This window comes from Peptoniphilus pacaensis, from assembly GCF_900088125.1.
Classification (GTDB): domain Bacteria; phylum Bacillota; class Clostridia; order Tissierellales; family Peptoniphilaceae; genus Aedoeadaptatus; species Aedoeadaptatus pacaensis.
Genome location: NZ_FLQT01000003.1, coordinates 289453 through 309104 on the forward strand (window position 1 = coordinate 289453; position 19652 = coordinate 309104).

Here is a 19652-nt window from a genome sequence, read left to right on the forward strand (position 1 = left end):
TATAAAGACGTTCGATATATTCTACATGCTCCCTATTTAAAAAATCCAATAGGAATTGACATATTTTCATAGGATTTTTCTATATTCAATCACAGTTCTTCTTATTATAAATAAGCTTGCTCCGTTATGAAATTTGGATTGGAACAATCATTCCAACAAAAAAGAGGACCGGCCTTTATAGCTGATCCTCTTTCGTTTATATGTGCCTTGCTCCTGCAAGGTCTTTATTCTTCGTCTTCGTCCCAGGATTCGGTTTCGCCTTCTCCCAGGGGTTTCATGGTGGGGAAGAAGAGTACGTCGCGAATGCTGGATTGGTCGGTTAGGAGCATGATCATGCGGTCCACGCCGATGCCCAAGCCGCCGGTGGGGGGCAGCCCCACTTCGATGGCGTTAATGAAGTCATAGTCCATGGGGTGAGCTTCGTCGTCGCCTTTTTCCTGATCCGCCACTTGCTCTTCGAAACGGGCCCGTTGGTCGATGGGGTCGTTTAACTCGCTGAAGGCGTTGGCAAATTCCCAGGTGTTGATGAAGGCTTCGAAACGGCGGGTAATGCGGGGATCTTTGGGGTCCCGCTTGGCCAAGGGGCTCACTTCCACCGGATGGCCGGTGACGAAGGTGGGCTGTACTAATTTTTCTTCGCAGAATTCTTCAAAGAGCTCGCTGATGACGTGGCCGCGGGTCCAGAAGGGTTGGACGTCCAGGCCCTTTTCTTTTGCGACGGCCAGGGCTTCTTCGTCGGTGGTAATGGTGGAAAAGTCCACGCCGGCATGTTCTTTTACGGCATCTTCCATAACCACGCGGTTCCACGGCGGCGTCAGGTCGATTTCCGTGCCTTGGTAGTTGATGACGGCGGAGCCCAGCACTTTTTCAGCCGCGTAGGCAAACATGTGCTCGGTAATGCGCATCATTTCGTCCATGTCCACATAGGCTTGGTACAGCTCGATATTGGTAAATTCCGGATTGTGACGGGTGTCCATGCCTTCGTTTCTGAACATTTTGCCCATTTCGTAAACTTTGTCGAAGCCGCCGACGATGAGGCGCTTCAGGAAAAGCTCGTTGGCGATACGCATTTGCAGATCGATGTCCAGGGCGTTGTGGTGGGTGAGGAAGGGACGGGCGTTGGCACCGCCGGCCACATTGCCCAAGATGGGCGTTTCCACTTCCAAAAAGCCTTTGTCGTCTAAAAATTCCCGAATGGCTTTAATGATGGCGGAGCGTTTAAAGAACACCTCTTTCACGTCGGGATTGACGATGAGGTCTACATAGCGTTGGCGGTATCTCAGGTCCATGTCCTTTAAGCCGTGGTATTTTTCCGGCAGGACTTGGATGCTCTTGGAGAGGAGGGCCACTTCCCGGGCTTCCACGGAAATGGCGCCGGCTTCGGTTTTAATGACCACGCCCTTGACGCCAAAGAAGTCGCCCACATCGGCGGCCTTCACTATTTCGTAGGCGTCTTCCAAAATGTTTTTCTTGGCGAAAATTTGGATTTGGCCGTAGGTGTCCTGCACGTCTAAGAAGGCGATTTTGCCGTGACGACGCTTGCTGACGATGCGGCCCGCCACGGAGACGGTCTTGCCTTCCATGGCGTCGAAATTTTCCACAATGTCTTTGGTGTAAGTGTCCACGTCGTATTTTTCGACGAGATAGGGGCTGTTACCTTCGTCGATTAAATTTTGAACCTTCTTCAGCTTTTGATCTCTTACTTCACTGCTCTTTTGTGCCTTCGCCATGGTCTACCTCCCTTATGCTATGGATATCTTTAATATCTTGAGTCTGACTTTGCCTTGGGGCACGTCGATTTCCGCGACGTCGCCGATGCCCATGCCCATGAGGCCGGCACCGATGGGGCTTTCGTTGGAAATCTTGCCTTCCAGAGGATCGGCTTCGGCGCTGCCCACGATGCGATAGACGTCTTCTTCCTCCGTGTCTTCGTCCACGACGGTGACGGCGCTTCCTACATTGACGATGCGGTCGCTGAGGTCGTTGCCCTTGACCACTTTCGCGTTTCGCGCCATGTATTCCAATTTGGCAATGCGCTCTTCCACTTGACCCTGTTCGTTTTTCGCCTCGTCGTACTCGGAGTTTTCCGACAGGTCGCCGTAGCCCAGAGCGACTTTAATACGCTCGGCCACTTCTTTTCTGCGGACGGTTTTTAAGTAATCGATCTCTTCTTCGATTTTCTCCAAGCCTTCTTCTGTTATTAATACTTCATTATCTACCATGGTATCACTCCTGTTATATTAATCGTCGTTTATGAAGAAAGGACCCGACGCCGGGTCCATGTAATCAAGTCGCCCTATTATAATAAAAATTTGTCCGTCTGTCAATTATAGGCTTTCTTTCGTCAAGTGATCCAGGTAGCGAAGGATGTCCTCTTCCCGCTTCAGGGTGAGGATTTCGTTGCGGTGCTTCTTCGCCTGCTCGAAGCCTTTCAGATAGCCGATAAAGTGCTTGCGCATTTCGATGACGCCCAGGTGCTCGCCCTTTTCGGCAACGCTCAGGGCCAAATGCTTTTTCGCCGTGGCGATGATTTCGTCCTTCGACGGCAGCTGCACCTCTTCGCCGCGGAGGACCTGCTGAATTTCTCTGAAGATAAAGGGATGGCCCACGGCGCCTCGGCCCAGGGCCACGCCGGCCAGGGCATCGGCTCTGTGCTTGAGCACGTCTTCTGCCTGTAATATGTCGCCGTTTCCCATGACCGGCACGGACACGGCACCTGCCACGCGCAAAATAAAATCCCAATCCGCCTTACCGCTGTAGTAGGCTTCCCGGGTTCTTCCGTGGACGGTGATTTCACTTGCGCCGGCGGCTTCGGCGATTTTTGCGATTTCCATGCCCTCTTCCCCGCCTTCGGCAAAGCCCTTGCGGATCTTGACGGTGACCGGAATGGGCGAAGCTTCCACGCAGGCTTTAATAATGGCCTCGGCTTTTTCCGGCGTCTTCAACAGGGCGCTCCCCGCCCCGGTCTTTACGATCTTCGGTGCCGGGCAGCCCATGTTAATGTCCAGGGCGCGAAAGGGCGCAAGCTCCTCGCCCAAGTCTTCCACGACCCGCCGAAAGATGTCGGCATCGTCGCCGAAAAGCTGCAGGCTCACCGGCGCCTCGTCCTCGGCCACGGCCATAAGCCGCCGTGTTTTTTTATCCTTATAATAGAGGGCCTTGGTGCTCACCATTTCCGTGGTGGCGTAATCCATGCCGTATGCCGTGCAGATGCGGCGAAAGCTCTGATCCGTGTAGCCCGCCATGGGGGCCAGTGCAATGGTAAAGGCCATTAGTTGTTCAACTCGTACAGAATCCGGAGCCCGTCCATGGTCAGATCCCGATCGATCATAATATCGTACGCGCTGTCGGAAACCAGCAAATTGGAAAAGCCCCCGGTGGCGATGATGTTCAGCTCACGGGCATCCATCCCCAGCTCGTCGCAAATGTGTTTGACGATGCCGTCGATCATGGAGGAAAAGCCATAGTACAAGCCGTTTTGCATGCTGGTCACCGTGCTCTTGCCGATGACTTTTTCGGGCTTAATGATTTCGATCTTCGGCAGCTTCGACGTGCGGGAGACCAAGGCGTCGGCGGAAATGGAAATGCCCGGCAGGATCAAACCGCCCATGTAATTTTTCTTGGCATCCACGACGCAAAAGGTAATGGCCGTGCCCAGGTCGATGATGACGCAGGGCCCGCCGTATTTTTCCACGGCGGCCACGGCGTTGACGATGCGGTCGGCTCCCACCTCTTTGGGATTGTCGTAGCGAATGTTGATCCCCGTCTTCATGCCCGCGCCGACGACGAGGGGGTATTGATGAAAGTATTTCACGATCATGTTCTGCATGGTGTGCATAATATTGGGCACCACGGAGGAAAGAATCACCGCTTCAAAATTCACCGGCTTCAGCTGCACATTGCTCAACATTTCCGTGACCAGCATGCCGAATTCATCGCTGGTCTTCTCTTTGTCCGAGGAAATCCGCCAGTCGTGGATCAGTTCTTTTCCTTTAAATGCCCCGAAGACGATATTTGTATTGCCTACATCGATTGCTAATAACATAATGCACCTGCTCGATTCTATTTATTCTTGCTCGCCGTCCAAGCCGTGACGACACCGGTCGCGACGATGCCGGCGAGGATCCCCTCGGGCACGCCCGATGTAATAATCGTACCGAATATAACCGTGTTCACCAAAGTTTGCGGCGCCCCCATGGCGCGGACGAAGTCTTCGGCGAAGAAAATATAAATGCCGCCCATAACCATGGCGGAGTGTAAAATCGTGGAGAGGAAAGCGGAAAGGGCCACGGCACTTCCCTGTACCTGCTTCTTGCGAATCCATAGGAGAAGGACCACAGAGCCGATTAAAAAGACGCCGTTTAAGAGGGCGGATGCTCCATAGGTTTTCGCGGCGATATTTTTATAAAGCCCGTAGGCCAAAAAGCCCACGACGCCGATCCATGCCACGAGACCCAATGCCCTCAGTTTCTTTCCGTCCACGGTTTTAAAAAAGCGGAAGATATAGGCAGAGATGACGCCTAAAAGCACCCTCGGCAATATAGAGATGAGGGGATTGTAAAAGACGAAGGAGATGGGCGTGGGGCGGGTGACGGCGTTAAATAGCGAACTCAGCCCGAAAATCAGCCCCACGAAGCCCCCGACCACCGGCCCTTCGATAAAGGCGGCGATGAGAACGGGGATGTGCATGGTGGTGGCGTTTAAGGGCCCGATGGGCACAAAACCCAATGGCGTCAATGCCAGGACCGCGGTAATGGCGCCCAAAATGCCCACGATGACGATCTGCCGCGTGGTGAGCAAGGGCTTTTTATTTTCTTTTTTCATAAAACCTCCGATCCGGCTCGCGAGGATGCCGGTCTGTTTTTACATTAGGAAACTATAAACTGTAGATGCTGTTGGCCACGGCCCGGGCCACGACTTTCGGGAAGTAATATTCGGCAAGCTGCATGGAGCAGTCCACCTGATTGGTCGCCAGGGAAAAAACCGTGTCCCCGTCCAATCCCGTGTGCACCGGCGTAATGCTTTTTGCATAGCCGTTGTGGGCCACAGAGGCCAGCTTGCAAAGCTCGGTCTTCGTGAAGCGGCCGTTGGTCGCCACGACGCCTAAAGTCGTGTTTTGATGCTTGCCCTTTTCAAAATCCACGGCGCCTTTTAACAGGGCTTCTTCCACGGAAAGCCTGCGGCCCTCCACTTCCGGTGCCGCCAACACGTCGCCCGTTTCCGCATCACAAATGTGGCCGAAGGCATTGACGGCGACGAGGGCGGAAAAAACCACGTCCCCCACGGCGATGGATGCGCTTCCGATGCCGGATTTTTTCGCGTAGGTAAAGCCCATGGTCTTTGCCACGGTGGCGCCGCAGCCAGCTCCCACAGATCCCTGACGCCGATCCGATGCACTTGCGGCTTCATAGGCGGCCCGTCCCATGGCCTTGTCCGGCCGGGCGTCGCTCGCCTTATAAGCTAAATCAAACAACACGGCGGCGGGCACGATGGGCACCACGCCGACGCCTACGTCAAAGCCTATGCCGTCGTCTCTTAAGCCTTCCATGACGCCCGTGGCGCTTTCCAAGCCGAAGGCGGATCCCCCGCTTAAGACGATGGCGTGTACCTGATCCACGGCATAGGTGGGCTGAAGCAGGATGCACTCCCGTGTGCCGGGCGCGCCGCCTCTGACGTCTGCGCCGGCGGTGCTTCCCTCGGGCGGCAGGATCACCGTCACGCCGGTACCCTTCGCCTCATCCTCTTGATGGCCGACGGCCATGCCCGCAACATCATTTAAATGACCCGAATACATAGTCCCTCCTTTTTTAATGAAACGATTATACCACAACTTTCCCCCTTCTCTTGAGCGGCTTTTCTACGGGCGAATATCAAGCTTTTTGTTAAGATGGTGAAATTCACGGAATTGCTGTTCCTTAGGCGGGAGCATTTGATATAATAGACAAATATGAAGGAGGTTTCTATGGGTAACAGATCCGGCCGGGACCGACGAGAGGGAAATTCCCTGCGTTGGAGCTCCGCCTTTAAAATCCTATTCTTATTAATCGTCATCGCCGGCATTACCTTGGCGGGCATCGCCGTGGCTTATGCCGTGACGGCCATCAGCCAGTCCCCCGCCATCGATCCGAAAAACATTCGCTCGGCTATTTCGGAAACGTCGGTGGTAAAGGACAAAAACGGCGACACCGTCGAGCAATTGGTACAAAATGAATTCAGCGAGTGGGTGCCCATTAAGCGCATGCCCGATTACTTGCTCGATGCCGCCGTGGCCATTGAAGACCAACGGTTTTACGAGCACCACGGCGTGGATTTCCGCCGCCTGGTCTCCGCCACTTTGCGCAATCTGCAAAGCATGGACTTCAGCCAAGGGGGCTCCACCATTACCATGCAGGTGGCAAAGAACCTGTACACCTCGCCGGTAAAGAGCTACGCGAGAAAGTTCCAGGATATTTACTACGCCTTCCAATTGGAAAGCAATTTAAGCAAGAAACAGATTTTGGAAGCCTATCTAAACTCCGCCGCCTTCTCTAAAGGGACGAAAGGTGTAGAGGCCGCATCCAAAACATTTTTCGACAAGGACGTAGAGGATCTCACCTTGGCGGAAGCCGCCATGATCGTGGGCATTACCAATCGCCCGTCGGAATACACGCCCTTTAACGCCGTTCCCATCGAAGCGGACGACGATTTAGACAATATCGAGTTCAGCCTGATTCCCGCCGAATCCATCGGCGCGGAAGTCACCGATGAAGACAAGGAATTGGGCGACGCCTTGGCGGAAAAAGAATTGATCGACCCCTTCGAACACAGCCAAATCGAATCGGGTGTTCTCGTGGCGAGAAAGGCCGTGGCCAATCCCGCCAGCAAGAAGCGCCAAGAGCTCATTCTTCACAAGATGCACGAGCTGGGCATGATCGACGAATCCACCATGAAAGACGCCATTAACGAAGAGATCCATCTGGACTTGGGCTCCCACACCACCAAGGGCATTTCGTCCTACTACGTGGACGCGGTGAAAGACGAAGTCCTGGATATCTTAAAGGAAAAGGGCTACAAGAAAGACGAAGCCCAAGAGATTCTCTACAACGGCGGCCTCGTCATCGAAACGCCTCTCGACCTCGACATCCAAAAGATTTTGGAAGAAAAAGTGGCACAAAACAGCTTCTTCCCCGGTCGTCACACCGATGAAAAGGGCATTATTCAGCCGCAAGTGGGCATTACCATTATGGATCACCACACCGGCGAAGTGGTGGCCATCGTCGGCGGCCGCGGCATCGGCGGCAACAATATTTTGAACCGGGCGAAAAACCCCCGTCAACCGGGCTCGTCCATTAAGCCCATCGGCCCCTATCTGGCCCTGTTAAACGAAGGCGGCACCGCCGGCGACGTTTACCGCGACCTTCCCCAACCGGGGGGCTGGCCGAAAAACTCCACGGGCTACCAAGGTTGGGCCACGGTTCGCAATCTGATTCGCAATTCTTCCAATGTGGGCGCCTATTTAGTCGGCAAGGGCCTGGCCCCCGGCGAAGATGAGGCGGCACAAAAAATGATCGACAATCTGGAAAAGATGAAGATTTCGAGTCTCGTCCTTCCCGGCGATCAGGAAAAGTATCCCAATATCGATACGGCGAAATACAACGACGTGAACTTGGCTGCCCTCACCTTAGGCGGCATGACACGAGGCATCAGCCCTCTGGAAATGGCGGGGGCATTCAGCACCTTCCCCAACCAAGGCAAGTTTATCGAGCCTACCTTTATCGACAAGATTACGGACAAAAGCGGCAAGGTGATTTACGAAAATCCCAAGGAAGAAGTGGAAATCACTTCCCCGCAAAACGCCTATATTATGACCTCTATGTTGGAAACCGTGGTCAAGAGCGGTACCGGTACCTACGCCAATTTCAGCGGCATGCACATCGCGGGCAAGACCGGGACCACCAACCGCAAGCGGGACAGCTGGTTCGTCGGCTTTACGCCCTATTACACCGGCGCCGTTTGGATCGGCAACGACGACAACACGCCTCTGTGGGACTACTCCCGTATGGCGGCCAATTTGTGGCGCTCCATTATGCGCGACGTCCACAAGGATTTAGATAACAAGGATTTCGAAGAACCGGAAGACGGCCTGTACAAGAAGTACATCCCCGTTTCGGGCTACACGGAAATCTTTGCCGAAGGCACATCGCCTAAGGGTCTGAAGAATCTTTATCGCAACATTCCTCCGAAACCGAAGAAGACCGAAGAAGACGAGGATAAAGATAAGGACAAGGACCAAAACGGCAATTCCGGCAATTCCAAATCTTCCCAAAGCGGCAAAGGCCAAGGCGGCCAAGGGCAGCAAGGCGGAAACGGCGGAAACTAAAGCAAGCAAAAAGAGCAAGACTCTGCAAAGGGTCTTGCTCTTTTTATATGCTCGTCGCGATTTATTTTTCGTAAAAGCCGAAGCAGCGGGCGGAAAATCCGGGGCCGTCCACCAAATTGGGATAGCCCACGGAAATGACGCCGCCGGTGGCGGGCATTTTGTCCAGATTCCGCATGAGTTCCACTTGGTAAATGTCCTGTGCCAGGACATAGGTTTCCACGGGAAGGGCACCGGCTTCGTTGGAAATAATCGAGGCGTCGGTGTCCGAGGTTTCGTGGCCGATAGCCTTCACCTTCCGCTCTTTAATCAAAAACTCGCAGGCGGGAATGGACCAGCCCGGGTAGTGGCTCACGCCGCTTTCATCGATGTTGTCGAAATTTTCCGTGCGCTTGGACCAATCGGTTCTCAGTGCCACAAAGCAGCCTTCGGGAATGGTGCCGTGGATTTCTTCGTGGGCGAGAATATCTTTTTCCGTCACCACGTAATCGGCATTTTCTTTCACCTTGTCCACCACGTCCACGACGACCAGGGGCAGGATCGTGTCTTTCGGATCCAGCTTATCCAGCATGCGGCCCCCTTCGGTGAAGTGGCCCGGCGCGTCGATGTGGGTGCCGTATTGGCTCACGATGTGGTAGCGTCTGGAGGTGAAATTGTGTTCTTTAAAGTTATAGATCTCTTCCGATTCCAGAGCGGAAAAGCCTGCCCAGTGGGGCGTCTTTGCACTCACCGGGTGGGACAGTTCCACCATTTCTACGCGAGATTTAAATGCCTTTAAGTCTTCCCATAAATTTCCCATAATAAAACACCTCTCTTTTTCTCCATTGTAGCACAGAGTGAAAGAAAGGTGTTTTTTGTTTCTTACAGGATGTCCACTTCTTCGCCGGCCAGGGCTTTGTTCATGCTCCGTACGGCGCAGAATTTACCGCACATGGAGCAGGTCTCTTCCACTTCCGGGGAGCGGTCGTCGCGAACGGCCTTGGCGTGTTCGGGGTCCATGGCTTCTTTAAACATGGCGTCCCAATCTAGTTCACGACGGGCCTTGCCCATGCGGTCATCGGCGTCTCTGGCACCGGGAATGCCTTTGGCGATGTCGGCAGCGTGAGCGGCGATTTTCGATGCCATAATCCCCTCCTTCACGTCGTCGGCATTGGGCAGGGCCAAGTGTTCCGCCGGGGTGACGTAGCAGAGGAAGGCGGCGCCGCTCATGGCGGCTACGGCACCTCCTATGGCGGCGGTAATGTGGTCGTAGCCCGGGGCGATGTCGGTGACGAGGGGCCCGAGGACGTAGAAGGGCGCCCCCTTACAGAGGCTTTGTTGAATTTCCATATTGGCCTTCACTTGATTCAAGGGCACGTGACCCGGTCCTTCCACCATGACCTGTACGTCCTTGTCCCAGGCCCGTTGGGTCAGCTCGCCCAAGCGAACCAGCTCTTCGATTTGAAGCAAGTCGCCTGCATCGGCCAAGCAGCCCGGGCGAGCGCCGTCGCCGAGGGAAATGGTCATGTCGTATTCGCGGCAGATGTCCAAGATTTCGTCGTAGTATTCGTAGAAGGGGTTTTCATTGCCGGTCATGCTCATCCAGGCGAAGACCAGGGAGCCGCCGCGGCTGACGATATTGGTGGTGCGGCCGAAGCGCTTCAGCTGTTCCACGGTGCGGCGGGTCAGGCCGCAGTGCAGGGTGACGAAGTCCACGCCGTCTTCCCCGTGGGCGCGAATGACTTCCAGGAAATCTTCCGCCGTCAATTGACCCAGATCCTTTTGGTGATAGATCACCGAGTCGTAAATGGGCACGGTGCCGATCATGGCAGGGCATTCCGAGGTGAGCTTCCGTCTGAAAATTTTCGTGTCGCCGTGGGTGGACAAATCCATTATGGCGTCGCCGCCGAGCTTGACGGCGTGATTGACTTTTTCAAGCTCCTCGTCTAAATTTTCCACGTCCTTGGATACGCCCAGGTTCACATTGATCTTGGTCCGCAACATGGAGCCGATACCCGTGGGATCCAAACTCTTGTGATTAATATTGGCGGGAATGGCCACCTTGCCTTCCGCCACCCATTTCCGGATCTCTTCTTCCGAGCGGTGTTCCTTTTCGGCGACGATCTTCATTTCCTTCGTAATAATACCTTGACGTGCAGCGTCCATTTGTGTTGCGTATGCCATTATTTATTTCTCCTAACCATGTGGTTGATCGGACCCCGTCCCCTTCCCAGGTCGAGTCCGTCAGCGATTGCGTCGTACACGTAATTTTTTGCTTCTTCCACGGCCTTCGCTTCCCCGAGCCCCAGCGCCAAAAAGGATGCGATGGCGGAAGACAGGGTGCAGCCCGTGCCGTGGGTGTTGGGATTGTCGAGCATGGGCTTTTCGTAGTGATGGATCTTTCCGTCGTAAAAGACGTCCACCGCCCGTCCCGTGCCGTGGCCCCCTTTCACCAAAACCGATGCGCCGTAAGCATCATACAGGGCTTTGGCCGCCTCTTCCTGAGCTTCCACCGATGGAATGTTCATGCCCGTCAAGAGTTCCGCTTCGGGAATATTGGGCGTAAGCAGGGTGGCACAGGGAAAGAGGAGGGACTTTAGGCTGTCCATGGCCTCTTCCTTTAAGAGAGGCGATCCCGAGGTGGACACCATGACGGGATCCAGCACCACGGGCCCCTCGTAGCCTTTTAGTTCTTCGGCGATGGTCTTTATAATCTCCGGCGCCGACACCATACCGATCTTCACGGCATCCGGGGGAATGTCCGACAGAATGGAGCGGAGCTCTTCCCTGACGACTTCAGCGTCCAAATCGAAAATGGCCTCAACGCCGGTGGTGTTTTGCGCCGTAATGGATGTAATGGCCGAGGTGGCGAAGACCCCCAGAGCCGTGGCGGTTTTTATATCCGCCTGAATCCCCGCGCCGCCGGAAGAGTCGCTGCCCGCGACGGTCATCATAGTCTTCATTTGGCCGCCTCCCATTTCTCTACTAATTCTTTCGCCGCCGCCTTGGGATCTTCCGCCGAGGCGATGGCGGAGACGACGAAAAAACCGTCTACGCCGGTTTCGGCCAAGGCCTTCATGTCCTCGGCCTTGACGCCGCCGCCGATGGTAATGGGCAGAGGCGAAATGGCCACCAGCTTTTTGATTTCGTCCAAAGTGCGGTAGATAATATTGCCTTCCTCGTCCAAGCCGCAGTCTCTCTTCGTCTCCGTTTCGTGAAAGGGGCCGGCGCCGAAGTAATCCACGTCCTTAAAATTTCCCTCCTGCACGTAGCGGGTCAAATCCCCCGTGGGCGCGGAGAGGCCGATGACCGCATCGGGCCCTAAGTATTTTCGGCAGACGGACACGGGGATATCCGTTTGGCCCACGTGGATGCCGTCCACCTTCGCCCCCGCTTCCCTCGCCGCCAAAGCCACGTCGAGGCGGTCGTTGATGAGAAGGGTGACCTCATTTTCTTTCTTCATGGAGGCGATGAGATCGCTCACCTCCCGAGCCAGGGCGATGATTTCTCTCGCCGAGGCGGTCTTCGAGCGCAGCTGAATGCAGGTGAAGCCCGCTTCGATGGCGTCTTTCACGATGGGCGCCACCGGTCGGTTCCATGTGTTTTCCGGACCGACGACGAAGTATTTTTCTATGCTGAATTTCATTTAAAGCTCCTTCATGGGGCAGGCGGCCAAATCGTCTCCCGTTAAATTGGACAGGGCGTCCAAGAAAGCCACCTTAAAGCTCGCCGTGCCCTCGGCTTTCTTTTCGGCCATGGCCCCCGCCACATTGTAGGCATTGGTGGCCGCCACCGCCGCCGTAAAGGGATCGGCGACCGAATGATAGACGGCACAGACGCCGCCTAAGGAGCAGCCGCTTCCCGTAATACGGGCGAAGTATTCGCTGCCGCCATAGGACAGGACGGTGCGCTCACCGTCGGTGATCAAATCCTCTTTGCCGGATACGCAGACGGCGCCTTTAATGAAGCGTGCCAGGGCCTCCGCCGCTTCCCGCGCCGATTCCACGCTCTCCGTGGAATCCACGCCCCGGACCTTGCCTTCGTCGGTGTCGATTAAGCCCCACATCTTCGCCAGGGTAATCACTTCCGAGGCGTTGGCCCGGACGATGGCCGGGGGATAATCTTTCATATCCGTCAAAAGCGTCGTCCTCAATTCCCCCAAGCCCGCCGCCACGGGATCCAAGACATAGGCGCTTTTTTCATACGCCGCCTTCGCCGCAGCGGGAATGGTTTCGGCTTGTACGGGAATCAAGGTGCCCACATTGATGTAGAGGCATTTGGCGATTTCCCCCATGGTGCGCCCTTCGTCGGGCATAAAGACCATGGCCGCCGAGCCGCCCACGGCGATTTGCGCGTTGGCGACGAAATCGATGGTGACGAAATTGGTAATGGAAGGCGCCATGGGACAGATCTTGCGGACGTCTTCCTGGGCGCGCTTCAAGGCGCTTTGTAAATCCTTCATTTCATTTTCCTTTCCGGATAAAAAAAGGTATCTTCCCGCGAGAAGATACCTTTAAAGGCCGCCTATATAAGGCGTCGTGCATTCCTACGCGAGTATTAGCTCACAGGTTCAAAGGGTCAGGTTTTACCTTCTCAACTACAAAGTTCCCCTTGCGTTATTCATTTAAAAAGACCTTACCACTAGGCAAGGTCTTTGTCAAATAAAAGCCACGACGAATAAGCCGTCCCTTTCTCCTCGAAAGTCGACAGGCGGCTTATTTCACGCCCGAAGGCGCCCATGATTTTCATATTTTCTTTGTCAATTCTTACGGGCGAGGGGTGAGTCGCCCCGCTTTCCCCGAAAGATGATGAACGACGAGGCGAAACACGTCTGCGCCGTCGCAATGATTCACCGTTTTTTCATTTACTTCCCGGCTCACATGAGGCGCCAGGGCGTCGGTCATCTGTTGAAAGGCACAAAGCCGAGCCTCCCCTTCCAAGCGCTCCACGGAACCGAAGGCGATAACGGATCCGTAGGCCGTGGTGTACTCTTCTTCCACGATGTCCGATGCGTCCACCACGGTGAAGGATGCCTTTTCATTGGCCTCTATGGCTTCCCATTTGTGGCCGCTTTTCGCGCTGTGAAAGACGATGGCGCCGTCTACATAGGTGTAGTTTACGGGCACGCCGTAGGGATAGCCTTCCTTGCCGTAAAGGGACAGGACGCCCCAAGTATTTCTTTTGAGCAGGGCCTTGATTTCTTCCGGGCTCAAGCTTTGCTTTTCACGCTTAACGGGACGAAACATCATCCACCACCTTTTCCAATGTGTAGCGGAATTTTCCCGCCGTCTTCTTTCCGTACTCGATGGCCTCCACGGGGCAGTAATTGATGCATGCCATGCAGTGGGTGCAGCGGTCGTACCACACGGGCCGCCCCTCTTCCATCTTCACATTGCCCAGGGCACAGCGCTTTTCGCATTGGCCGCAGGAGATGCAGTTGTCCTTGGCGTAAAAGGGCCGGGCCTTGATGAAGAGAGCGTAGTAGCCGCCGTTAACGGAAGTGAGCAGGCGGCCCAAGAGCCCCGCCTTCTTTTCCCCCGCACCCTTCGATGCGATGGCGGCGGCAATTCTCGAGATCGCCTTATCGGCCTTGGCCACAATGCGCCTGCACGCATCGGCGCCGGGCACGTCGAACATGGCGATGTAGTTTTCCGGCATGATCACGTGGAAGGTGCCGCCGTAGGCCATGCCTTTGTCCTTCGCCAGTCTCTCTTCGTAGGCGGGCGCACCGCCGATGCCGGAGCCGCAGGTCATGACCAGATAGAGCTTCTCCGCCTTCACTTCCAGCTGCTCCCAATAGTTTTCGACCACTCGAGGCACCCGCCAGCAGTAGGTGGGCGTCACCAGAACCACGGTATCGTCTTCGATGGCATCCATGACCCCGTTTTTTATTCTCTCGCCGAGATCCACGGCCTTGGTCTGTAATTTTTCCGCCAACTTCCGCGCCACATAGGCGCTGTTGCCCGTGCCGCTGTAAAAATAAATCATAAACCCCTCCTATAGGAGCAGTATAGCATATTACAGGCGGTTCAAAATGGCGCGAAGCTTTTTCACCGCCGCCTCGGGATCTTCGGCGTATTGAATGGCGGAGACCACGCAGATGCCGTCGAAATCTTCGCCCGCCAGTTCGGGGAGGGTCCTTTCGTTAATGCCGCCGATGGCATAGACCGGCAGGGACACGCTTTTTTTCACGGCGCGGAAGGTTTCTAAAGAGGTGTGGCGGGTAATGACCTTGGTTTGCGTGGGAAAGAGGGCGCCGGTACCGAAGTAGCTCGCCCCTTCCGCCTCCGCTTCGTAGGCGCGGTCCACGGTCTTTACCGATGCGCCGATGATGGTCTCCTCGCCTAAAATGGCGCGGGCATCCTTCACCGCCATGTCCTCATCTCCCAGATGGACGCCGACGCCAAGCTCCTTGGCCACGTCAATGCGGTCGTCGATAATCAGAGGCGTGGCGTATTTGTCCGCTTCTTTTTTTATCTTAAGGGCCCGTTCGTAAACCTCTTCGTCGGAAAGGTCCTTTTCCCGCAGCTGAATCATGTCCACGCCGCCTCTTAATGCGGCGAAGACGTCTGCAAGAAATTCTTCCTCGTCGTCGTACTTCGTGGAGTCCGTAATAAAATAAAGCTTTTTCATAGGCGAATGTAGTCGTTTCTCAGGACGTAAAGGCCTTCTTTTTTCAGATCCTTTTCGATTTCGTCCAAGGTGCGGGTGTCGGCGATGACGAATTGTTCTTCCCCTTCGTCTTCTTCCGGCTCTTCGCCCCGGCGGCCGATGCCCGTGTCCACGGAGGCGGAAATTTTCGTCGCCCCGTAGAGCATGGCCTGGTCTCTGAATTCCTTCCGCTCCCGAGTGGAAATGGTGATGGATGCAAAGGGCATAAAGATCCGCATGGCCGTAATAAATTGCATGAGCTTCCGCTCGCCGATGCGATTGGTATTGTCCACATCTTCCGCCCCGTGAGTGGGACGAATCCGCGGGAAGGAGATGGCAATTTCCACATGGGGGTATTTCCGTTGAACCAAATAGGCGTGAAGGCCCAGTCGGAAGGCGTCGGCTACGGGATCGGCCAGGCCGAAGAGCACGCCGAAACCTACGCCCCGCATGCCGCCCATGGCCGCCCGTTCCTGGGTGCCCATGCGGTAGATCATGCTGCGCTTGTTGCCCCGGGGATGGTAGTAGTCGTAGGTCTCGGGATCGTAGCTTTCCTGAAAGACGGTGACGAAATCGGCGCCGGCCTTTTGCAGGCGTTCGTAGTCCGCCACATTGGCGGGATAGATTTCAAGGCTCACGACGCGGAAATACTTTCTCGCCAGCTTCACCGCTTCTTCGATGTATTCCACCGGGGAGTAATGGGTGCTTTCCCCGGTTAAGATCAGCACGTCTTCGATGCCTTCCTTGGCCAAAGCCCGCATTTCCACTTCGATTTCATCGGGATTCAGCGCCGCCCGCTTTATGTCGCTCTTGGCGTTAAAGCCGCAGTAGCGACAGCCGTTTTCGCAGTAATTGGCGATGTAGAGGGGCGAGAAGGAATAGACATTGTCGCCGAAATATTGGCGGCGCAGGCCGCGGGCCTTTTCCATCATCAGTTCCAAGTAAGGCTCCGCCGCGGGAGAAAGCAGGGTGTAATAATCATCCGGCGTCAGCCGATCCTTCCGCAAGACCTCTGCCACCTCGGCACCGGTGACGGTCCGTTCTTTTTCGCGTTCGTAGGTCGCCGCGATTTCTTCGGGAATGGCTTCGGAGATTTGATCCATTCCCGGGGCGTAATCGAAAACCGTTTTAATCATGGCGCCCACCTCAATCGAAGAAGTCTCTCAAGGGAGAGGAAGGATCGGCGCCCTTGTCCAAAATGCGGCCCGGTTTTGCCAAATAACCCATGCGGCCCCCTTCGATGGCCAGCTTAAAGGCCCTCGCCATCATTGGAATGTCTCCCGCCGTGGCGATACCCGTGTTGGCCATAATGGCGGCGGCGCCCATTTCCATGGCTTCGGCGGCTTGAGAAGGACGACCGATGCCGGCATCGACGATAATGGGCAAATCGATTTCGTCGATTAAAATTTGAATGAAGGCCTTCGTAGCCAATCCCTTATTGCTTCCGATAGGCGAGGCCAAAGGCATAATGGCAGCGGCACCGGCACTTGCCATGTCCCGGGCGTAGTTTAAGTCGGGATACATATAGGGCATGACGACAAAGCCTTCGTCGGCCAAAATTTTCGTGGCCACCAAAGTCTGTTCGTTGTCCGGCAGTAAGTATTTCGAGTCCCGCATAATTTCGATCTTGACGAAATTGCCGCAGCCCATTTCCTTTGCCAGGCGGGCGATTCGAACGGCCTCGTCGGCATTGCGGGCGCCGCTGGTATTGGGGATCAGAGTGATGTTTTTCGGAATGAATTCCAAAATATTCGTCACATCCGCCGTGTTCGCCCGGCGAAGAGCCACGGTAATCATTTCGGCGCCGGCGTGGGTAATGGCGGCGTCGATTAATTCCGGCGCGTACTTGCCGGATCCTAAAATAAAGCGGGATTCAAAGGTCTTGTCCCCTAATGTCCACGTATCTTTCACTTCAATCCTCCTAAAATCAGTTCTAAAACAACTTGGCACTCCATGGCGGCGATGGTCATGACCTTGGGCAGGTAACAATCCTTGCGGTCCTCGCCCTGAAAGTCACCTACCATGTGGATATGGCCGAAATCTTTACGCCCCAGGGCGCCCACAGGCCCCGCCACGCCCGTCGTACATACATAGGGCGTGTCATGGTCCTGAAAGAAATCGAAGGCCTCTATTTTCGATGCTACGCCGTCATATGCCTCCACCACGATGTCGGCCTCCGCCGCAATGGCTTCGAGCATAGAGGCGTCCACGAATGCATCTAGCGCCTCTACCCGGGCGTAGGGGAGCCAATCCGCGATCCGCTCCGCCGTGGCCTTCGCCTTCTTTTTTCCTATATCCGAAACGCCGTAGTTTTGGCGGTTTAAATTGGACGCCTCCACCACGTCGAAATCATACAAAATTAATTTCCCCACGCCCAGCCGTGCCAAGATCCACGCCACCTGGGATCCCAAACCACCGCAGCCTAAGACGGCGACGGTAGTATCCCCTACAGCTTCGTTAATCTCCGGCAGCTGCCGGGCCAGGGCATCCGATCGTTTAACCTCCACCGGTAAAAGAAAACACCTCCAACACATCCTCGTCGTAGACCATCGTCTTCGCCATGTCCGCCCGCTTCACCAGGGCGCCGTTTATTTCAAGCGCCACGCGGTCAGCGTCGTAACCTGCGGAAATCAAGACGTCCACTAAAGGTTCCGGGCCGTTTAATTTCACGACCTTGCCGTTAATCTTCACAGTCACCTCCCATGAAAAAAGGCACGAAGAAACCACACCCGCGGTGGTGTGCCCCTTCGTGCCTTGCACTCTGATTAAAGTATAACATGGACGAACTTTCGCGGCAAGGGATGTGCGCGGAAAAATATACCTTCTCTCTTTTAAAAAACAGAAAAACCCGCGGGCAAACAGACGAAATTTTCGGGGAATTAACCGAGAGCTCTTTCATTATGTTGACACGGTCGGCATAACACCGTGCTTATACGCCCTTTTTGACGCGGGCTCCTTGTCTCCTTCCTCGAATCAAGGCGACGGCCATGAAATCCTTCTCAATTAAAATTTTATATCAAAATAACGGCTTGCGTGCCAGATTTTTACAACCGTCCTTTCTTGACAAAAAAATGTTTTACGAAAAAGGCGACTTTTTATAAAAAGAGACTTTAATTTTTTAAAAAACCGTGTATAATGTATTTACAAGCAGTTATTCTTACTTATTTTCGGAGGTGACTTATGAGTTTTGCAGATGTATTAGGTAAGATTGATGCGTTTTTATGGGGCGTTCCCCTTATGGTATTGCTCGTCGGAGCAGGCATCATCTTATCTGTACGTACAGGTTTTGTGCAAGCAAGACATTTCGGGTATATCCTGAAAAATACCATGGGTAGAATGTTTGAAAAGCACGACCTTGAAGAAGGGGCTATTACTCCTTTCCAAGCACTGTCCACGGCACTGGCCGCAACAGTCGGTACCGGTAATATCGTCGGCGTATCGGTCGCTATTTTAGGCGGTGGTCCCGGCGCCGTATTCTGGATGTGGGTTGCCGCATTCTTCGGTATGTGTACCAAGTATTCGGAAGTTAACTTGTCCGTGGCTTATCGTGTAAAGACCCCGGACGGCTACGCCGGCGGCCCCATGTACTACTTGGACCGCGGTTTGAAGAAACCCTGGCTCGGTAAATGCTTCGCTTTCTTAGCAGGCGTCGCCTGCTTCGGTATCGGCTGCTCCGTTCAATCCAACGCCATCGCCGGTACATTGAAATCGTCCTTTAACATTCCCCCGATGATCACCGCAGTGGTCATTACCGTTCTCGCCACCATCGTTATTATCGGCGGGATCCAATCCATTTCCAAGGTAACCGAAAAGCTCGTTCCCTTTATGGCAGCTTTCTACATCGTAGGCGGTTTAATCGTTATTATTTCCAACGCCAGTATGCTTCCCTTCGCCATCCGTGCTATCTTCGTCGGCGCATTTAATCCGTCGGCAGTGGGCGGCGGCGTCATCGGTTACACCATTATGTTGGCTATGCGCAACGGCGTCAGCCGCGGCGTCTTCACCAACGAAGCCGGTTTAGGTTCTTCGCCTATCGCCCACGCATCGGCATCCACCGACCACCCCACCCGTCAAGGGATGTGGGGCGTCACGGAAGTCTTCTTGGATACCTTCGTCGTATGTACCATTACCGCTTTGGTTATTATTACATCCGGCGTTTTGGATGATGGCGTTACCGACGCATCGGCTCTCGTCGCTACGGCATTCTCCATGCACTTGAGCTTAGGTAAATACATCGTATCCTTAGGCTTGTTGCTCTTCGCATTCTCCACCATCCTCGGTTGGGAATACTACGGCGAAACTTCCGCCCGCTACCTCTTGGGCGCAGGCATCGGCAAACCCTACAAACTCGTCTATATCATCATGATCTTCGTCGGTTGTGTTATTAACTTAGACTTGGTATGGACCGTTGCCAATATCCTAAACGCATTAATGGCCATCCCGAACTTGATCGGCCTCATCGGACTTTCCAGCGTCGTCGTCGCATTGGGCAAAGACTTCTTTGCCGACGACCGCAAACGGACGGGTCCTGAAGAATACGAACACTTATTGAAATTGAAATAACTCATTTCGAACTGCTAAAGATACCCTCGGCGCGGCCGGGGGTTTTCTTTTTGCCTTTTTAAGGAAGGACATAAAAAAAAATCGAGAAAGCCTCCGCTCTCTC

The 19652-nt window shown here is 54.5% G+C and carries 20 protein-coding genes and 1 riboswitch; of the genes, 2 read left to right on the forward strand and 18 right to left on the reverse strand.

Annotation, left to right across the window (positions count from 1 at the left end; translation table 11 throughout):
• Positions 1-224 precede the first annotated feature (224 nt).
• The 6 genes from lysS to BN7444_RS01490 all read right to left on the reverse strand — a co-directional run bounded on the left by lysS (position 225) and on the right by BN7444_RS01490 (position 5794).
• Entirely contained in the window at positions 225-1730 is a 1506-nt protein-coding gene (gene lysS, locus BN7444_RS01465) for a lysine--tRNA ligase (RefSeq protein WP_068454750.1), read from the reverse strand.
• Between the two features lie 12 nt (positions 1731-1742).
• Positions 1743-2222: a transcription elongation factor GreA gene (gene greA / locus BN7444_RS01470; RefSeq protein WP_068454753.1), complete on the reverse strand. Its 480-nt coding sequence runs from the start codon at positions 2220-2222 to the stop codon at positions 1743-1745.
• A gap of 105 nt (positions 2223-2327) precedes the next feature.
• Positions 2328-3272, reverse strand: a complete 945-nt coding sequence (gene dusB, locus BN7444_RS01475; RefSeq protein ID WP_068454756.1) for a tRNA dihydrouridine synthase DusB — start codon at positions 3270-3272, stop codon at positions 2328-2330.
• Positions 3272-4045, reverse strand: a complete 774-nt coding sequence (locus tag BN7444_RS01480; RefSeq protein WP_068454759.1) for a type III pantothenate kinase — start codon at positions 4043-4045, stop codon at positions 3272-3274. Before BN7444_RS01480 ends, dusB begins: the two co-directional genes overlap by 1 nt.
• Positions 4046-4062: 17 nt before the next feature.
• Positions 4063-4824 (reverse strand): ECF transporter S component, encoded by a 762-nt coding sequence (locus tag BN7444_RS01485; protein WP_068454763.1) that lies wholly within the window; start codon positions 4822-4824, stop codon positions 4063-4065.
• Between the two features lie 52 nt (positions 4825-4876).
• On the reverse strand, positions 4877-5794 hold the full coding sequence (locus BN7444_RS01490) for a P1 family peptidase (protein ID WP_068454765.1): 918 nt from the start codon (positions 5792-5794) through the stop codon (positions 4877-4879).
• A 168-nt stretch (positions 5795-5962) separates the two neighbouring features.
• On the opposite strand from BN7444_RS01490, the gene BN7444_RS01495 reads away from it, so the two are divergent.
• Positions 5963-8359: a transglycosylase domain-containing protein gene (locus BN7444_RS01495; RefSeq protein WP_068454768.1), complete on the forward strand. Its 2397-nt coding sequence runs from the start codon at positions 5963-5965 to the stop codon at positions 8357-8359.
• Positions 8360-8420: 61 nt separating this feature from the next.
• Here BN7444_RS01495 and BN7444_RS01500 read toward each other — a convergent pair whose 3' ends face one another.
• From BN7444_RS01500 to thiS, 12 genes are all read right to left on the reverse strand, one after another.
• On the reverse strand, positions 8421-9155 hold the full coding sequence (locus BN7444_RS01500) for a cyclase family protein (protein WP_068454771.1): 735 nt from the start codon (positions 9153-9155) through the stop codon (positions 8421-8423).
• 62 nt (positions 9156-9217) lie between these two features.
• A complete protein-coding gene (thiC, locus tag BN7444_RS01505) occupies positions 9218-10519 on the reverse strand; it encodes a phosphomethylpyrimidine synthase ThiC (RefSeq protein WP_068454774.1) in 1302 nt (433 codons plus the stop codon).
• Complete coding sequence (gene thiD, locus BN7444_RS01510; RefSeq protein WP_068454777.1) at positions 10519-11298, reverse strand: bifunctional hydroxymethylpyrimidine kinase/phosphomethylpyrimidine kinase; 780 nt, start codon at positions 11296-11298, stop codon at positions 10519-10521. Before thiD ends, thiC begins: the two co-directional genes overlap by 1 nt.
• Positions 11295-11981 carry a thiamine phosphate synthase gene (locus BN7444_RS01515; RefSeq protein WP_068454780.1) on the reverse strand — a complete coding sequence of 229 codons (687 nt, stop codon included), beginning with the start codon at positions 11979-11981 and terminating at the stop codon, positions 11295-11297. The genes thiD and BN7444_RS01515 overlap by 4 nt, the downstream gene beginning before the upstream one ends.
• Positions 11982-12797: a hydroxyethylthiazole kinase gene (thiM, locus tag BN7444_RS01520; RefSeq protein WP_068454783.1), complete on the reverse strand. Its 816-nt coding sequence runs from the start codon at positions 12795-12797 to the stop codon at positions 11982-11984. It lies immediately after the preceding gene.
• Between the two features lie 64 nt (positions 12798-12861).
• Positions 12862-12957, reverse strand: a riboswitch (TPP riboswitch).
• A 144-nt stretch (positions 12958-13101) separates the two neighbouring features.
• Positions 13102-13581, reverse strand: coding sequence for a pyridoxamine 5'-phosphate oxidase family protein (locus BN7444_RS01525; protein WP_068454785.1), 480 nt, complete (start codon positions 13579-13581; stop codon positions 13102-13104).
• Positions 13565-14323, reverse strand: coding sequence for an EFR1 family ferrodoxin (locus BN7444_RS01530; protein WP_068454788.1), 759 nt, complete (start codon positions 14321-14323; stop codon positions 13565-13567). Before BN7444_RS01530 ends, BN7444_RS01525 begins: the two co-directional genes overlap by 17 nt.
• 30 nt (positions 14324-14353) lie before the next feature.
• Entirely contained in the window at positions 14354-14968 is a 615-nt protein-coding gene (gene thiE, locus BN7444_RS01535; protein WP_068454790.1) for a thiamine phosphate synthase, read from the reverse strand.
• Positions 14965-16122, reverse strand: a complete 1158-nt coding sequence (gene thiH / locus BN7444_RS01540; RefSeq protein ID WP_068454793.1) for a 2-iminoacetate synthase ThiH — start codon at positions 16120-16122, stop codon at positions 14965-14967. The genes thiE and thiH overlap by 4 nt, the downstream gene beginning before the upstream one ends.
• Before the next feature lie 10 nt (positions 16123-16132).
• Complete coding sequence (locus tag BN7444_RS01545; RefSeq protein WP_082941343.1) at positions 16133-16903, reverse strand: thiazole synthase; 771 nt, start codon at positions 16901-16903, stop codon at positions 16133-16135.
• A complete protein-coding gene (gene thiF / locus BN7444_RS01550; RefSeq protein ID WP_167627188.1) occupies positions 16894-17493 on the reverse strand; it encodes a sulfur carrier protein ThiS adenylyltransferase ThiF in 600 nt (199 codons plus the stop codon). Before thiF ends, BN7444_RS01545 begins: the two co-directional genes overlap by 10 nt.
• A complete protein-coding gene (thiS, locus tag BN7444_RS09310) occupies positions 17483-17677 on the reverse strand; it encodes a sulfur carrier protein ThiS (RefSeq protein WP_068454802.1) in 195 nt (64 codons plus the stop codon). The genes thiF and thiS overlap by 11 nt, the downstream gene beginning before the upstream one ends.
• Positions 17678-18166: 489 nt before the next feature.
• Between thiS and BN7444_RS01560 the strand changes: the two genes are divergently transcribed.
• Positions 18167-19549 carry an alanine/glycine:cation symporter family protein gene (locus tag BN7444_RS01560; RefSeq protein WP_068454805.1) on the forward strand — a complete coding sequence of 461 codons (1383 nt, stop codon included), beginning with the start codon at positions 18167-18169 and terminating at the stop codon, positions 19547-19549.
• The last annotated feature ends 103 nt before the right edge of the window (positions 19550-19652 follow it).